Raw genomic sequence first — 16931 nt, forward strand, 5'->3', positions numbered from 1 at the left:
CATGACCTGGTTATTTGTTTTGAGTTTGACCTGTGTGACTTTTTTTAATCGGTATTTATTTTTAGAACCAAAAACTCAAATTCGGCTGCCTAAATTTGCGACACGCATGCTGAAATATGCGGCGCCTTGTCTGATGGTTTCGATTTGTTTGCCACTGGTTTTTTTTGAAGGTGGGCACTGGAAAGGGATATTTGAAAATAGCTATTTTTATGGTGCAATTTTTACGCTGTTAATCACTCTTTTGACGAGAAAATTATTGCTCAGTATTTTGCTGAGTTTAGGATTTTTTTACGGTCTGAATCTGTTATTCGATTTCTAGCATTTCATCAGCAAATAGGCCCATAAAATACCGAAAAAAGCATGAAAAAGTGCGAGAGCCCGATCTTTTTCATTGCTTTTAAATTTGTGTTGCCCTAAATGCTCACCTTTTGCGATTTTTTCTATGTCTATCAAATTGGCGTAGCTTTGATTGGGGAACTAAAAAAGTTGAAAATAGAGCAAATGAGGCAGGGTTTGAGAACTTTGAAGAAATAAGAAGGTTTTCTTTTGAGTTTTGGTTCATAAAACTGCCCTAATTATACAAAAACAAGCAGGGCAATAGTGAATCTAATATCGCAAAAATGGCGCTTAATTTACTAGGTAATTCCTAAAATCATTCTAATTTGACGAATGCAGAAAACTACAGTTCAGGGTAGGCAGAAAAATTGGCTTTGATCAGATAAGAATGAGCTGTGAAAACACTTAGTTCAGATAGTCTTCCAATGCTGCAAAAATTGTGGGCGCACTAAGCTAAAAAATCGGATCAATTATTTTTTATTTTATTCAAACTGAGCATCTGGGATAGGCAAGTGATGGAGATCGCTCTATTGGGTGTTATGTAAATATGGGGCATTAAAAAAACCACATTACTGTGGCTTTGCTGTCAAATGCGTGTTGTAGGGACGAGTCTTAAGAGTTTGGTCCATCAATACGTTCAATGCTGACTTTCGCAGTACCTGCATTGGTAATACCTAGTTGCTTAGCAGCACCATAAGAAAGATCGAGTACACGGTTACCGTGGAATGGGCCGCGGTCATTTACTTTAACCACAACACTTTTACCATTGGTTTTATTCGTTACACGAATAAAGCAGTTTAGCGGCAAGCTACGGTGAGCTGCAGTTAATGCATTCATATCGAATGTTTCACCGCTTGCTGTTTTACGACCGTGGAACTGACGACCATACCAAGACGCCATGCCCGTTTGACTAAACTTACGTACTGTATTTGATGCAACAGTATTTAACTTTTCAATCACTGAAGGCTCTTCTTCAGGGATCTCAATTTTTGCAGCGATTGTTTCGCGACGAATTTTATCGCCTGAACGTTCAGTGATTGAAAGGCTATTTAAATTTGAGAAGTGTGAGTTGAAGCCTTGAGCATCTTTATTCAAGACACGCGCAGCTAGGCGAGAGTTATCGTTATCATTGGTAAATGATGACTGAACCATCTCTGCTTGCGATTGGCTCAGCGCGATGGTCGAGGCAATGGCCAGTATATATTTAAGTGAAGACTGCATTTATAAACTCCAAAAGACAATACTTTTTTCTTTAAACTAAGTGGTTGAAAGATAAAAAAACTTGCCTGTTAATTCACTTTTGCAACAACATTTGACGAAATGGATAATATTCATGCAGCCATAAGCATGTCTAGTGTTTAATTAAAATAATGATAAAAACTACATAAACTGAACATTTTTTGATTAAAAAATAATCAATATTGTAACAAGGTGTGAAAAATGCCGAAATTTACATCATTTTAAACTATTTTTTTATTGACATCTCAAGCTTGAGTAAAAAGCTAGCCCTATCGGCTAGCAATTTCAGCCCCTAATTGCCACACTGCAGTCGCATACATACGGCTCTTGTTATAGGTCGTAATCACCTGAAAGTTAGGGTAAGTGATGTAATAACTTTGCCCATAATTTTCCTGTAGTTGGATCACATTCACCATATCTAAATCATCGATTTTGACAATCGGATTGGTCGGTTGAATGCCCTGATTTTTTAAAACGCCATAAGGTGTCGGTAAAGTTAAATCTTTGGCGATGACCGATTCAGGATTTGAGCCACTATAGCGTGCTGCGAATCCAATCGGCTGATTACGTTGCCAGCCATGATTTGCTAAATAGTTGGCAATTGAACCAATCGCATCGACTGCTGAATTTCGTAAATCGACATGACCATTGCTGTCATAATCCACACCAAACTTTGGAATGTTGCTTGGCATAAATTGTGGGTAGCCAACTGCACCTGCATATGAACCTACAACTGAGTTGGTTGGCACGCCATCTTTATAGCTCCATGCGATTAAAGCACTGAGTTCATCTTGGAAATATTGCTTACGACGTTCGTAACCAAAACCTAAAGTTGCTAAAGCATCACGGGTAACAAAATTACCTTTGTTCGTCCCAAAACCCGTTTCTACCCCTAAAATGCCGAGAATGACTGATTGCGGAACACCAAATTGTTGTTCGGCGCGATTTAAAGTATCTGCGTACTGTGCTTTGAAACGGACACCACGTTGAATGGTACTTTCTGCCATAAAGTTGGTTTTATATTCGTACCACGGTTTACTTTCACCAGGGCGGTTCATAATGTTGATGATGTTGGGTACATTTTTAGAACCACTCATCGCCCAATCAACTTGCTCAGCAGACAGACCATAATTCTGCATGGTTTTTTGTTTAAAGCTGAAATAGTCAGGATGGGAAGCAAAATCGTTTGCTTGGCAAAAACTGGTGATCGACAAAGCGCCAATCAATAAAGGTAAACGTTTAACTTTGTTATAAAAGTTTAAATTTAACATAGAAGTCTAATTTCCAGAGTCGTTATTGGCAGTGGAGCAAAGCGAATAGGGGAATGCCCATAGTTCGCGTTTCTGTTATGTCGAAATTCTTGTGAACGGAGTCTAGCGTGAATAGGCTTTAAGATAACATTGTCTGTACTGAAGCGGGCAAATAGGTATACAAAAAAAGACAAACTCAGCCTATATAAAGGACAGATTATTCAAAATGGCGCAGATTTTTAGGCAGAGTATTTACGTGACTATATAAGTCAAGTTTTACTGACTGATATAAAAGTCTTTCATATGTAGAAGCAATTAAAATTGTAGTGTTTAGAGTCTAGTGACAATGACAAAAAGATCTGGTCTTAGCTTATATATAGCCTTTATATATAGCTCTATATAAAGAGCAAGAAATCACAGCTTAGAAACAAAAATGACCCTACACAAGTAGAGTCATTTTGATCTGAAAAGTCTTGAAGACTTTTAGTACTTAAGCATGAAATAAGGTGTCGTGATATTCAGCTAAAGCTAAAAGTTCATCTTTGGTTAGATTGGGGATGATTTTATTGGCAGCAATATGCACTGCTTTAATGACAGCTACAGAACCGATATCGGCCGCTTTACGCTTAATCATGCCCAAATCGAGGGTTTTATTAAAGTCATTCATAAAGTGGCGTACAGTCGCTTCAGCAAACTGTTTATACAGTTCGGTTAACGCGGCTTTATCTACTTCATTGCCTGCTTTAATTTCAGCATAGTTATATTTGAGGCTGGTCACTAAGTTTGCATCTAACGCTTCACCCACACGGAACTGACCTTCAGCATCTTTAAACAAGCTTTTTTCAGAAAACTGAATCGATGCTTGAACCACATCATTCGATGATTTGCCTAAAAGCTGCTTCAACAAAACCGCAACTGTTGACTTAATATAGCCAGCCAGCTTCTCGGCTGTGTCACGTTTATCACTCGGTGGAAAACGGCGAACTAACTCAGTCAAAATGGCATCAATAATTTCATCATTGATGAGGAGTGCTGTTTTATCTCGAAGTGGATATAAAGGTTCACTTGAGTCTTTCTTCTGCTGAGCAGTTTGAATAGTCTGTAAAAGTTCAGTCGATGGAATAAAACCAAAAAATGGCATCGTGTATTAACCTCAATGTTCTTTATTTTATTGTCGCGCCAATCGAATTGGGCGGGGCATCCATGACACATCTGACACACGACAAGGGTTAATGTCTAAACCACCACGGCGTGTATAAGCTGCGTACACCATCAGCTTTTCAGGTTTCAAATTTTGCCAAATATCGGCAAATATTTGTTCCACACATTGTTCGTGAAAACCGTTGTGCTGACGATAAGAGATAATATAAGCCAGTATGCTGTTATAACAAGGCTTTTTACCTTTATATCGGATAAATACCGTGCCCCAATCAGGTTGTCCAGTGACCGGACAGTTACTTCTGAGTAAATGTGAGTAAATCTGTACTTCAACACCTTCCGCAGCATCATCTAATGCCAACAGATTAGCATTGGGGTGATTTTCCAATTGGGTCGGAATCAGTTCATCTATACAGATACCTTCAGGTTGACTAATTTCCACGTCATCGACATGGAAAAGATCAATATTCACATCTGCGCCAGCGGCTACAGATAAATCCTGCTCAACCGTTGCTTTAAATGCCGCTTTAGACTCAAACTGAGTAAAGTTCATGCTATTAAAGTAAAGCTTTAATGACTTTGACTCAATGAGGTTGGGCGAGGTGGCAGGCAGACTGATACGACCAATGGCAACTTGCGGAACACCATGGTGATTTAACCAAGAAATTTCAAAAATATGCCACCAGTCTTTACCCTGTTGAATACCTTCAACATGTGCATAGTGCTCACGTGCTGTAGCACGGGCAATGGGAAAAAGAATATCGGGTTGATAAGTTGTAGGGTAATTGGTGTCTTTACCCAAAAGAGAATGTTCTACACTCATTATTCACGCATTCCTGAACCACGAGAAAGTAAATAGTAAGCAATGCCATAAAGCACTGCACAGCATATGGTCATAACAGACAGGGAGACGACGACGTTAACATCGCTATGACCTAAGATGCCGAAACGAAAAGCATTGACCATATATACAATTGGATTGATCAACGATAAATTTTGCCAAAAAGGGCTGAGTGCTGAAATGGCATAAAATACGCCACCTAAATAAGTTAAAGGCGTCAGCACAAAGGTTGGGATGATGGAGATGTCATCAAAAGATTTGGCATACACCGCATTGATAAAACCACCCAGTGAAAATAAGAACGAGGTGACCAAGACGGTGTAAATAGTAACAAACCAATTGGTAATATAAAGGTCAGTAAAAAATAAACTCATGGCTGTCACAATGATACCGACCAAGACCCCACGACACACACCGCCTAAGACAAAGCCCCATAAAATGGCATGCAAAGGTACAGGACTCATGATCAGCTCTTCAATACTTTTTTGAAATTTGGCACTAAAAAAGCTTGAAGAAACGTTAGCATAACTGTTGGTAATCACCGCCATCATAATCAGTCCAGGCACGATGAACTGCATATAGCTAAATCCGCCCATCTCACCAATACGAGAACCGACCAAATTGCCAAATATCACAAAGTACAAACTCATGGTAATGGCAGGTGGAAGCAAGGTTTGAGGCCAGATGCGCATAAAGCGGCGAATTTCTTTATGCACTAGAGTATATAAAGCTACGCTAAGTTGATTTAAGTTCATGGCGTAGTTCCTTCGAGATTTTTTTCGACCATCTTCACAAACAGTTCTTCTAAACGGTTGGATTTGTTTCGCATACTGCGGACTTGGATTCCTTGTGATTCAAGCAATTGAAATAAGTCATTGAGGGTATGCGCTCTATCCATGGTCACTTCTAAAGTCACGGCATCGACTAAATGGAAACGAACTCCAATGATGTCGATATGAATCGGCTCAATCGGTGCAGCTAAATCAAAAATAAAGGTTTCCTCATTGAGCTGATTGAGGAAATTTTTCATGCTGGTATCTTCTTTAATCACACCACGGTCAATAATGGCAATTCGACGACACAGCATTTCCGCTTCTTCTAAATAGTGTGTGGTTAAAATGATCGATGTGCCTTTATTGTTCATTTCTGTGAGGAAGTCCCACATCGAACGACGTAGCTCAATATCAACCCCTGCTGTGGGTTCATCTAAAATAAGGAGTTTTGGTTCATGCATCATGGCACGGGCAATCATCAGGCGGCGTTTCATACCGCCTGAAAGCATACGGGCTTGAACGCCGCGTTTTTCCCATAAGCCGAGTTTTTCTAAATATTCTTCGGCTCGAACTTCCGCAATTTTTTTAGGAATACCATAATAGCCGGCTTGTGTGACTAAGATATCGAAGGTTTTTTCAAACTGACCGAAGTTAAACTCTTGAGGTACAACCCCTAAGCACTGTTTGGCTTGAGAGGGGTGCGTGTCGAGATTATGTCCAAAAATTTCGACAGTGCCTGAGGTTTTCTTGGTCAATGAGCTGATAATACCAATCGTTGTAGATTTGCCTGCACCATTTGGTCCAAGAAGGGCATAGAACTCACCTTCAGGAACAGTTAAATCGATGCCTTTTAAGGCCTGAAACCCATTTTTATAGGTTTTGGACAAATCTCTTAACGTCAATGCATCAGTCATGAAATTCTCGAATGATTAATAGTGGCACTATTGTGAGCGATTATGCCTAATAAACCAAGTAATCTACTCGCAATTCTGTGTTGCAGATATGGAACATTGTATAAAGCATAAGCAGGAAAATCACTCTAAGCTAGATAGATGCTTTACCTTGTGATTTTTTTTGATATGATGTGCTCGCGCGCTCATAGCTCAACTGGATAGAGTACAGGTCTCCGAAGCCTGTGGCGTGGGTTCGAGTCCCGCTGAGCGCACCATTTTCTTATTACATACCTTCCGAAGTTATCTAAAATATATTAAAAAATACAGTTTCAATCTCTATTTTCTTTCATCTTGTCCAAATTTATTTCAGTTTTACCGATATTTATTTATTACAGTATTTTAAAAAGTACAAAATCAAAATCAACGTAAAAAGCACAAGATATTTATTTCAATATAATACTCATGGGGAATAGAGTGAAAAAAACAGCAAGAACTACCGCTAAACTTAAAATTATTGCGAATCAAAGTATGGGCTACCCAATAAGAAGTTAATTATATGGATCAAGGTCGCCCCAAAGAGCCTAATGACTTTTGGTAAGCGAGTACTTCTTCAAATGAATTGAGGCTATGGTAAGTCAAACGTGAGTTTTGAATATCTACTATTTGTGGCAACAGATCGTTGAAACAGCGTTTTAAGCTGAATTGTTGTTGGTGTAAATGCTTATTTAAGGTTTCTAGGCTATTGCGTTTTAACAAGCAAAAAGGATAGAGCGCTTGTCCATTGATATTCGGGTAGACAACAGAAGAGTGCGGATGTTGTTCTAATGTGTGATGCAGGCGCGGTAATATATCTTGTGGAATGTCGGTAATATCACACGGAATAAATAAAATATAATCAGCTCGCACATATGACCATGCCGTTTGCATACCGATTAAAGGCCCTAAAAAACCGGCACTATTATCTTTGAAGCAGCGAATATCAGGAATCAACTCACTATATTGCGCATAATCGCGATGACTATTGATCCATATTTCCTGTACGTAGCCTTGAAAGGCATTAATTATTTTTAACAACTGCACTTCATGGTCAAATCTTTGCAAAAGCTTATTGACCCCATTCATTCGTGTGGCTTTACCACCCGCTAAAATCACCAGTGCTGTTGCTGGGTAGTTTTGCATGATTTTGACCTAACATCCGTGTGTAAGGATATCAATAATGATCGTTCAATATTGAGATGTACGGTCTACGACAAAGCTGTCCAAGCCTTAGACCGTTTGCAAAAAAGCATTTGGTTTGGATCACTATCCAATCTATGTTCTTAGAGTGAGATGAAATCGACATAGTCCAATGTTACAGGGGCATCAGATCGAGCAGGGATTCGAACTATACTATTGGCTCGATTTAAGTTACTGAGCATGTGGGATTGTTGTTTGCCGAGTTTGGAAACGGTTAATTGTCCAAACTCATTGACATCTAATACCATTCGAACCAGTTGTTCACGGCTGTCTTGTTTGATGCTGTCGCTGAAGCGAGCTTTTTTCCAAGCAGGTGCAGGAGACGTAACTCCCTGTAAAGCGGCCAATAGTGTCGATACATGTACAGCAAGACAGGTGAGTACAGCAGCAGGGTTCCCAGGCAAGCCAATCAAATAAGAATGATGACTGTCTGTTTGATATTCAGCAAAATACAGTGGTTTACCCGGTTTTTGTGCAACTTGCCAGAAAATCTCTGTTGCACCTAAAGCCATTGAAACAGGTCGAATCAAGTCATAATCGCCAACCGAAACACCGCCTGTGCTAATGACCACGTCATAATGATTCATGGCATTCGAGAGCGCTTGTGTGAGTATCTTCTCATCATCAATCACATGCTCTAAATGGACTTCAGCAAAACCGTGTTCTTTGAGCCAAGTGAGGATCATTGGCGCATTGGCATCGAACACTTTAGATTCATTGTCCAGTTGCGTACTGACTTCATCACCAGTAATAAGCACTGCAATTTTAGGTTGGCGATAAACCTCGACATGCTGAACACCCGCCATACTGAGTGCCGCAATTAAACCGCTGCCTAAACGCTGGCCTTGTTGCGCAAGTGTTGTCCCGACGGATAACTCCTCACCTTGATAACGAATGTCTGCGCCTTTGTCCAAAGCTTGAGTTAGAGTCGCTTGATCATGGCTACGCGTGATAATTTCCTGTCGAGCCACAGTATCTGCTGAGTTTGGTAGTTTGCCCCCAGTAAAAATACGCACGGTTTGTCCTGCTTGAATCTCAATATGTTCTTCAACACCTGCACGAATTTCACCAACCAATTCAAAGCGAGTAATTCCAGCTTGCAAGTCTTCAGAGCGCAGCGCATAGCCGTCAACCGCACTTTGGGTAAATAGAGGCAAGGCAACTGTTGATAAAACATCTGCCGCAAAAACATATCGATGTGCCTGTACTAAAGGCAAAGTAACGACAGGCAATGTTTGGACGGCGCTATAGTGTTCAAGAGCTTGATCGAGTGTAATTAAACCAACGCCAGAGCAACTCATTCATAACCTCCCGGATGGGGTAGATCACGGCAGACATCAAAAATATGAACCAAAGCAGGTAAAATGGCTGCCATAGATTCACTTGCACCGCCACGGCTGCCCGGCAGGGTAATCACCAATGAACGATCGATAAAACCTGCAACGCCACGTGACATCGCAGCATAGGGGGTACGTTTTTGTCCGAAAGCACGTGCGGCTTCCATCAGCCCGTTGAGCTCACGTTCAAGTAAAGGCTCAAGTGTGTCTACTGTAATGTCACGCTTGCCGATGCCTGTTCCACCCACAGTAATAATACAGGCATAAGATTGGGTGAGCTCTAAGACCAATGCTTTTAACTGATCGGCTTCATCAGGTAAAATTTGATAATGAATCGGATCAAAACCTGCTTCGGTTAAGGTCTCGACGACAGAACGGCCAGCTGTATCGGGTTTACGACCTGCGGCAACGGTATCCGACAGAACCAGTACTGCCGCAGAAACAGGCTGACGCAAATGACGTTTAAAGTGCGATTTTCCGCCTTTTTTCAGATCGAGTTTACATTGCTGAATGATCAGCTCATGCGGTTCGCAATGGGGTTTGAGCATGTCGTAAATGGTAAGAGCCGCAATACTGGCAGCGGTTAACGCTTCCATTTCTACACCTGTCGGCCCAATCGTTTCAACGGTTGCACGAATAACCACACGGTCGACAAGCAGTTCAAAATCAACATCGGCACGGTAAATAGGCAGGGGGTGGCACAGCGGAATCAGTTCATCGGTACGTTTTGCGGCTAAAATTCCAGCAATGCGGGCTGTTTTGAGAGCATCACCTTTTTCGGTATTGCCGTCGGCAAGAAGTTGTAAACAATGTGCAGGGGCAAGCAGTTCAGAGCTTGCAGTTGCAACGCGATAGCTTTCTGGCTTCATGCCAACGTTTTTCATAAAGTATTCCGAAACATTGAAGTGTTGATCTAAAGTGAAACTGTTCAATCAAGAGAAAAAGTTTATGACGTATTTAGATAACACAAAAATAAAAGCGGATACAGTCGAATGACTGACAAACTCAAAATTAACCAGTTGATTACCCCCCTATGGCATGCATACTGATTTTGCGCGTTGGGGCATGTTGATGTTCAATAAACCCTGCTTTTTTATGCCACACAGCATTGAGAATCTGGGCTTGTAATAAAGCGGAATCTTTTTGTTGAAGTAAATGACGCAGCGGTGTTCCCCTATTGGCAAATAAACAGGTAAAAAGCTCTCCCGTTGCAGTGATACGTAAACGGTCGCAGCTTTGACAGAACGGTTTGCTGATGGTGGAAATAATGCCTAATGTGTACTGATCATTAAGCAGATAAATGGTTGCAGGGTCATGTTGTCTGGCTTGTTTCTGAATCTGAAAATGAGGATTAAGTGTTTGGATAATGTCATCTTCAGTGATGACTTTTTGAGGCTGCCAGTGCTCAGGTTGATCTAAAGGCATATATTCAATAAAACGTAATGCGATCTTCTGTTGATAAGCCCATTGGGTCAGTTCAAGCACTTCATGATCATTTTGTCCTGCGACTAAAACACAGTTCAATTTTATCGGCAGATTGGCTTGTTGTGCGGCTGCAATGCCTTCGAGAACAGGTGCTATCGGACGTTTGGTCATGTTCATAAACGTGTCTGTATGAATGCTATCGAGACTGATATTGAGATCATCTAGTCCCGCTTCTTTTAGCGCTCGTGCATACTTGTTTAAATAGAAAGCATTACTGGTCATGGAAATACGTTCTAAGCCCTGTACCTTGAGCCGATTTAAAGCATCAATAAAATTGACCACGCCTTGACGCATCAAAGGCTCGCCACCTGTTAAGCGAATGTGCCGAATACCTAAACTGACCATCATTTCACAAAATGTTAACAGCTCTTCAAAGCTTAAGATGTCCTTTTTGGCCAACCATTCAGGTATATCGGGCATGCAATAACTACAACGAAAGTTACAGCGATCTGTCAGAGAGATTCGGAGTTTATGTTTATGACGGCCAAATTGATCGATCAGTTGCGCTGACATATGTTCTAAGGGCGTAGTAGTCGAACCGTCCATAGTCGCTCCACTTCGTATTTACATACGATTTAGTTTTTATAAGAAGAGTATGAAATGTTTTATTTCAAAGATCAAACGGAGTCTTGAAGCTGTTTAGTTCGTTCATTTCCAAAAATTGAGTGGGTGTTCCTCGAACACGATCCATCAAGTCTTTGCCTTTTGTAATAATTCATCTATTGAAATTGCATGCCAAAAGGGTGATATTTTTGATCAAAAGTGTTTTTGGAATTGTGCCAAGAAATGCGGGCATGGTGAATAAGAAATAGACAACAAAAAAGGGATGAGAAATCCAAATCGCTTGCAAATGCTTTGAGCAAAGCGAACAGTGAATTGATCATTGCAGAACTTTTTACCGAAGACAATTATTGAGGGCGGTGAGATGGAAAACACTGAAGAAAAAAAGCATGACGATGAAGAAACCAGCTATGCACGAATAGAGCCTTATACCAATCCTGCGGGTGGTTGGGGCGCATTATTAAGTGTTGCAAGAAACTTGAAAAGACAGGAAGTTTTCAAAAAAGGTGCGATTACGCTTCTCAATATTAACCAACCCACAGGTTTCGACTGTCCAGGCTGTGCATGGCCTGAAAAAAAAGATGCGCATGCCTTTAACTTTTGTGAAAATGGTGCGAAAGCCGTTGCCTTTGAAGCCACTTCAAAACGTGTTACGCCTGAATTTTTTGCGACCCATACAGTCAGCTGGCTGTCTGAGCAAAGTGATTTCTTGCTTGAGGATTCAGGTCGCCTAACCGACCCAATGCGCTATGACAGCGCAACCGATAAATATGTACCCATCTCATGGGATGATGCTTTTGCCTTAATTGCAAAACATTTACATGCCTTGGATAATCCAGATCAAGCAGCATTTTATACTTCGGGTCGTGCCAGTAATGAAGCGGCTTTTCTGTATCAACTCTTTGTCAGAGCTTACGGAACCAATAACTTCCCAGACTGTTCCAATATGTGCCATGAAACCACTAGTGTAGGATTATTGGATTCGATTGGACTCGGTAAGGGCACAGTCACTTTGGAAGATTTTGACAGTGCCGATGCGATTTTCAGTTTTGGGCATAATCCGGGCACCAACCATCCGCGGATGTTGGGGACTTTACGTGAAGTGTCGCGCCGTGGTGGCAATATTGTTGCAATTAACCCCTTAAAAGAACGTGGTTTAGAACGTTTCCAAGATCCGCAAGCGCCTGTTGAGATGATGACCAATGGCAGTACGCCCATTAGTCGTTATTATTTTCAACCCAATGTGGGAGGTGACTATGCACTCATGTTCGGGATGCTAAAACATCTACGTGAATGGGATATTGAAGCACTGGCAGCCGGGAAAAAGAGCGTATTTGATCGTTCATTTATTGAGATGAACACGGTTGGTTTCGATGCCATGATGGAAGAAGTGGATCGTACTGCGTGGTCCGATATTCATGCACATACGGGACTTAGCCCTGAGCATTTAGAATCTTTATCTAAAATGTATTTGGATGCCAAAACGGCCATTTTCTGTTGGGGCATGGGGATTACACAGCATCGACACGGGACTGCGAATGTACATATGCTGGCGAACTTAATGTTGGCAAGAGGGCATATTGGTCGTCCAGGGGCAGGTTTAGCTCCGATTCGCGGGCACAGTAATGTGCAAGGCGACCGAACTATGGGGATTAATGAATTACCAAGCCCTAAATTACTCGACAATATTGATCGAGTTTTTGGCATTAAGTCGCCACGACATCATGGTTTTGGGGTGGTGGATACCATTAAGGCGATGTATGAAGGTGATGTAAAAGTCTTTATTGGTTTGGGCGGCAATTTTGCTGTTGCCACTCCAGATACACCGTATACACAAGAAGGCTTACGTCGTTGTGATTTGACGGTACAGATTGCAACCAAGCTGAATCGTAGCCATTTGGTTTGTGGTAAAGAGGCATTACTTTTACCCTGTTTGGGCCGTACCGAAGTTGATATGCAACAGCATGGGCCGCAGGCAGTGAGCGTTGAAGATTCCATGAGTAATGTGCATCTTTCAGCAGGGCGTAATGAGCCTGCTTCTAAGAATCTACTTTCAGAGCCTGACATTGTGGCACGTATGGCGGCAGCCGTCTTGCCAGAGAGTGATATCAAGTGGAAATGGTATGTAGAAAGCTATGACCGTATTCGCGATTCGATTGAAGACGTATTTGATGAATTCCATGATTTCAATGCACGTGTCTATCAGCTGGGTGGTTTTCACTTAGAGCATCCAGCCAATCAGCATGTGTGGAATACGCCAGCAGGCAAGGCACAGTTTTTAATTACGCCGTTGGCTGAAGTGTATGCTGATAAAGAGAATAAATACGCTGAACAATATACAGGGGCAAAAGTCTATACCCTAATGACTACACGTTCTCATGACCAATACAACACAACCTTGTATGGACTCGATGACCGTTATCGTGGGGTATTTGGTCAGCGCCGTGTTTTGTTTATGAATGCAGAAGATATCGCTGCGGCTGGTTTTGTTGCAGATCAATGGGTGGATATCGAAAGTATCTATTCGGATGGTGTTAAACGTGTGGTTCAAAGCTTCCGTATCGTACCGTATAACATTCCACGGGGTAGCCTTGCAGCCTATTATCCGGAAACCAATCCATTGGTTGCGCTCAGTAGCCATGATAAATACGCCAAAATACCTGCGTCGAAAAGCGTGCCTGTGATTTTACATGTTGGCCAAGCACCTGAACATTTTAACTTGGCACAAGCGGTTGATCCTGAAGACGCCAATCAGATCGTGAATCGAGAGGTTAGTTGATTTAATGCTGAAATGGCACCTGATTTGGAGGTGTCATTTTTTTCATGATTGAAGGGTTTAGTGTTTAGGGAAGGTTGGAAAATTATTATGGATATTCGGGCGTCTAAGTTGAGTTCTCTGGGGTATGAAACTGTTGATATTCAACGTTTAAGTGAAAATAGAGCTGTTGAACAATCTGATTTTGTAGTGCAAGAATATCCTATTGCCTTAGTTTATAATGGGATTTCCCATGCAGTCATGATGGCGACGCCAGCAGATATTGAAGTCTTTGCCAAAGGTTTTAGCTTGTCTGAAGGTATTTTGACGAGTTTGAAAGAGCTTTATTCTTTAGACATACACGAAACGGAATTTGGGATTCAAGTCGAAATGAAAATTTCTACTCGGGCCTTTATGGCGCTCAAACAACATCGGCGGATGATGGTTGGACGCACGGGTTGTGGGCTCTGTGGAATTGAAAGTTTACAGCAGCTTCATTTGGATTTACCTCAAATTACCACGCAAGTTACTGAGTCATGGTTGGCTCAAATTCCGCATGCCATTGCCCAACTTAAAGCACGTCAAAAAATCACCCAAATGACGGGCGGTGCACATGCGGCTGCATGGGTTCAAGCGGGGGAAATAGTGGCTTTGTTTGAAGATGTGGGCCGACACAATGCTTTAGATAAACTATTGGGTTATATTGCAGAACATCATTATGATGTAAATCAAGGTTTTGTCGTGATGACCAGCCGCGCCAGTTATGAGTTGATTCGTAAGTGTACTCAACTGAATATTGCCTTGCTGGCGTGTATTTCAGCTCCAACCAGTATGGCGATTAATATGGCAAAGCAGTCAGGTTTGACCTTAGCGAGTTTTTGCCGCGGTAATGGTTTTGTTTTATATACTTGATATTTAAAATTTTGCTGTATAAAAAGTAAAAGGTTTTTCTTTAGGTCATCTGTGTCGATGACAGGTCTTTATTTGAGTGAATGTATGCAGGACGTCAAATTAAAATTACAGCTCAGAATACTTCTCAATCAAGACATTGCCTTTGGGCCAGGTAAGGCCGAGTTATTGGAAGAAATTCGACGTACTGGCTCAATTTCTCAAGCTGCAAAAAGTATGAATATGAGCTACCGCCGTGCATGGCAGTTGGTTGAAACCATGAATCATAGCTTTCAGTCAGGATTGGTCGAAACTCAAAAAGGTGGAACGCATGGGGGTGGGGCAAAACTCACGGACTTGGGCGAAAGTATTTTAAGTCAATTTAGACAGATGGAAATAAAAGCACGTGTTGCGATTGAGCAGGATTTTGCAGAACTAGCTCAACACCTGAAACAATAATCTAGTCAGGTCAGCGAATCCTTTTCGCACCCAGTAATTGCTTACGTGAATATGCTTCCTATGTTTATCAAAGCTCTTATTTCTACTGACTAAATTGCAAGAGCAGTATCAGTCACGTGATTAAGATACAAACACTTTAACTTGAACGATAAATAATCTGTTTCTGGAATTGACGTTGCTTATGTATCCATATATTTTTGAAAACATATCGGTCAATTTATAATGCTTAAGGGGAACATGGTGACGCTCAATTTTAAGAATAAGTGCATGCAATATGCGATGTTATGTTGTGGTTTGACTCTTGGGGTACAGGTACAGGTACATGCAGAGCAAGCTATTACCGTTTATGCAGCAGCCAGCTTGACCAATGCTATAGCAGATGTCGATGCAATATTTGAACAACAAAAAAGAGTACACGTGAAAACCTCTTATGCTGGGTCGTCGACTTTGGCTAAGCAAATTGAAGCCGGTGCACCTGCGGATGTTTTTATTTCGGCAGATGAACAATGGATGAATTATCTGCAAAATAAAAAGTTAATTGTACCGAATAAACGTGTGAATTTATTGGGTAATCGTCTGGTTCTGATTTCGCCCAAAGCTAAGCCCGTCAAAATAAAAATGGATAAAAGTTTTGATCCTTCTACTGCCTTTCAGGGCAAGCTTTGTACAGGTGACACCAAAAGTGTTCCTGTAGGAAAATATGGGAAACAGGCGCTGACCGCATTGGGGTGGTGGTCAAAACTTGAACCAAGATTGGTTGAAACTGAAGATGTCAGGGCTGCGCTCAACTTTGTAGCGCGTGGCGAATGTCAGCTTGGTATTGTCTATGCAACCGATGCTGCCATCAGTAAAGATGTCACTGTCGTTGGCGTTTTCCCTATCAGCACCCATACCCCGATTGTTTATCCTTTAGGTCTTGTCAAAAATAATCCAGATGCGCTAGCGTTTTATCAGTTTGTACAAAGTAAACAAGCACATGCAATCTTTAAAAAATATGGCTTTACCGTTTTATCTACTGCTAAGTGATGATGTTTTCTTTATCGGCTGAAGAAATAGAGGTACTCAAGTTATCCTGCCAAGTGGCTGCAACCTGTTTGGCATTTAGCCTGATCCCTGCGTTGGTAGTGGGTTGGGTTTTGGCACGTAAAGAGTTTTTTGGCAAATCCTTATTTGAAACCTTTATTTTTCTACCTCTGGTGCTGCCGCCTGTGGTGCCGGGATATTTGTTGTTACAGGTTTTTGGCGGAAACGGGATACTGGGTAAGTATCTTGAGCCTTTAGGACTCAATTTTGCATTTAATTGGAAAGGCGCAGTTTTGGCCTCAGCCGTGATGGGCTTTCCACTCTTGGTTCAATCGATTCGTTTGGCCATAGAGTTGGTGGATCAACGGCTAGAAATGGCGGCGAAAACGCTAGGTGCTTCTTCCTTGGGCACTTTTTTTTATGTCACTTTGCCTTTAGCTAGCAGTGGCATATTGGTGGGAGCGATTTTATGTTTTTGTCGCAGTTTGGGCGAGTTTGGCGCAACCATTACCTTTGTCGGTAATATTGCAGGGGAGACCAGAACCTTGCCCTTGGCCATGTATAGCCTGATGCAGCAACCCGACACAGAACAGGCGGTCTGGCGACTGATTATTCTGTCATTAACTGTGGCATTTTTGGCTTTATGGTTTGCCCAGTGGTTCCATCGCTATCAGAAAAACAAACGGGGGCATTAACA

Annotated in this window: 16 protein-coding genes and 1 tRNA gene; 7 read left to right on the forward strand and 10 right to left on the reverse strand. The window is 41.6% G+C overall.

Annotation, left to right across the window (positions count from 1 at the left end):
• Position 1 precedes the first annotated feature (1 nt).
• Positions 2-319, forward strand: a complete 318-nt coding sequence (locus tag RR876_RS05015) for an AzlD domain-containing protein (protein ID WP_279669812.1) — start codon at positions 2-4, stop codon at positions 317-319.
• A 629-nt stretch (positions 320-948) separates the two neighbouring features.
• Here the strand turns inward: RR876_RS05015 and RR876_RS05020 are convergent.
• The 6 genes from RR876_RS05020 to RR876_RS05045 all read right to left on the reverse strand — a co-directional run bounded on the left by RR876_RS05020 (position 949) and on the right by RR876_RS05045 (position 6511).
• Positions 949-1557, reverse strand: coding sequence for a septal ring lytic transglycosylase RlpA family protein (locus tag RR876_RS05020; RefSeq protein ID WP_004695839.1), 609 nt, complete (start codon positions 1555-1557; stop codon positions 949-951).
• A 287-nt stretch (positions 1558-1844) separates the two neighbouring features.
• Complete coding sequence (gene mltB, locus RR876_RS05025) at positions 1845-2846, reverse strand: lytic murein transglycosylase B (RefSeq protein ID WP_332476524.1); 1002 nt, start codon at positions 2844-2846, stop codon at positions 1845-1847.
• A gap of 469 nt (positions 2847-3315) precedes the next feature.
• Positions 3316-3966, reverse strand: coding sequence for a hypothetical protein (locus RR876_RS05030; RefSeq protein WP_332476523.1), 651 nt, complete (start codon positions 3964-3966; stop codon positions 3316-3318).
• A gap of 27 nt (positions 3967-3993) precedes the next feature.
• Entirely contained in the window at positions 3994-4806 is an 813-nt protein-coding gene (queF, locus tag RR876_RS05035) for an NADPH-dependent 7-cyano-7-deazaguanine reductase QueF (protein WP_332476522.1), read from the reverse strand.
• On the reverse strand, positions 4806-5579 hold the full coding sequence (locus tag RR876_RS05040; protein WP_004982514.1) for an ABC transporter permease: 774 nt from the start codon (positions 5577-5579) through the stop codon (positions 4806-4808). Before RR876_RS05040 ends, queF begins: the two co-directional genes overlap by 1 nt.
• Entirely contained in the window at positions 5576-6511 is a 936-nt protein-coding gene (locus tag RR876_RS05045) for an ABC transporter ATP-binding protein (protein ID WP_004695849.1), read from the reverse strand. The genes RR876_RS05040 and RR876_RS05045 overlap by 4 nt, the downstream gene beginning before the upstream one ends.
• Positions 6512-6689: 178 nt before the next feature.
• Here RR876_RS05045 and RR876_RS05050 point away from each other — a divergent pair.
• Positions 6690-6765, forward strand: a tRNA-Arg gene (locus RR876_RS05050).
• A 286-nt stretch (positions 6766-7051) separates the two neighbouring features.
• Here RR876_RS05050 and RR876_RS05055 read toward each other — a convergent pair.
• From RR876_RS05055 to moaA, 4 genes are all read right to left on the reverse strand, one after another.
• Positions 7052-7669, reverse strand: coding sequence for a molybdenum cofactor guanylyltransferase (locus RR876_RS05055; protein ID WP_332476521.1), 618 nt, complete (start codon positions 7667-7669; stop codon positions 7052-7054).
• Between the two features lie 140 nt (positions 7670-7809).
• The gene (locus RR876_RS05060; RefSeq protein WP_332481831.1) at positions 7810-9027 is read right to left on the reverse strand and encodes a molybdopterin molybdotransferase MoeA; all 1218 of its coding nucleotides are present in this window, start codon (positions 9025-9027) and stop codon (positions 7810-7812) included.
• Positions 9024-9947, reverse strand: a complete 924-nt coding sequence (gene moaCB / locus RR876_RS05065; protein WP_004982494.1) for a bifunctional molybdenum cofactor biosynthesis protein MoaC/MoaB — start codon at positions 9945-9947, stop codon at positions 9024-9026. Before moaCB ends, RR876_RS05060 begins: the two co-directional genes overlap by 4 nt.
• Positions 9948-10086: 139 nt before the next feature.
• A complete protein-coding gene (gene moaA, locus RR876_RS05070) occupies positions 10087-11094 on the reverse strand; it encodes a GTP 3',8-cyclase MoaA (protein WP_332476519.1) in 1008 nt (335 codons plus the stop codon).
• A gap of 379 nt (positions 11095-11473) precedes the next feature.
• On the opposite strand from moaA, the gene RR876_RS05075 reads away from it, so the two are divergent.
• The 5 genes from RR876_RS05075 (at position 11474) to modB (ending at position 16929) form a co-directional block, all read left to right on the forward strand.
• On the forward strand, positions 11474-13888 hold the full coding sequence (locus tag RR876_RS05075) for an FdhF/YdeP family oxidoreductase (protein WP_332476518.1): 2415 nt from the start codon (positions 11474-11476) through the stop codon (positions 13886-13888).
• 87 nt (positions 13889-13975) lie between these two features.
• Positions 13976-14776, forward strand: coding sequence for a formate dehydrogenase accessory sulfurtransferase FdhD (gene fdhD / locus RR876_RS05080; protein ID WP_332476517.1), 801 nt, complete (start codon positions 13976-13978; stop codon positions 14774-14776).
• A gap of 84 nt (positions 14777-14860) precedes the next feature.
• Entirely contained in the window at positions 14861-15211 is a 351-nt protein-coding gene (locus RR876_RS05085) for a winged helix-turn-helix domain-containing protein (protein ID WP_332476516.1), read from the forward strand.
• A 267-nt stretch (positions 15212-15478) separates the two neighbouring features.
• Positions 15479-16237: a molybdate ABC transporter substrate-binding protein gene (gene modA, locus RR876_RS05090; protein WP_332476515.1), complete on the forward strand. Its 759-nt coding sequence runs from the start codon at positions 15479-15481 to the stop codon at positions 16235-16237.
• Complete coding sequence (gene modB / locus RR876_RS05095; protein ID WP_332476514.1) at positions 16237-16929, forward strand: molybdate ABC transporter permease subunit; 693 nt, start codon at positions 16237-16239, stop codon at positions 16927-16929. The genes modA and modB overlap by 1 nt, the downstream gene beginning before the upstream one ends.
• The last annotated feature ends 2 nt before the right edge of the window (positions 16930-16931 follow it).

Source organism: Acinetobacter sp., from assembly GCF_036666595.1.
Lineage (GTDB): Bacteria > Pseudomonadota > Gammaproteobacteria > Pseudomonadales > Moraxellaceae > Acinetobacter.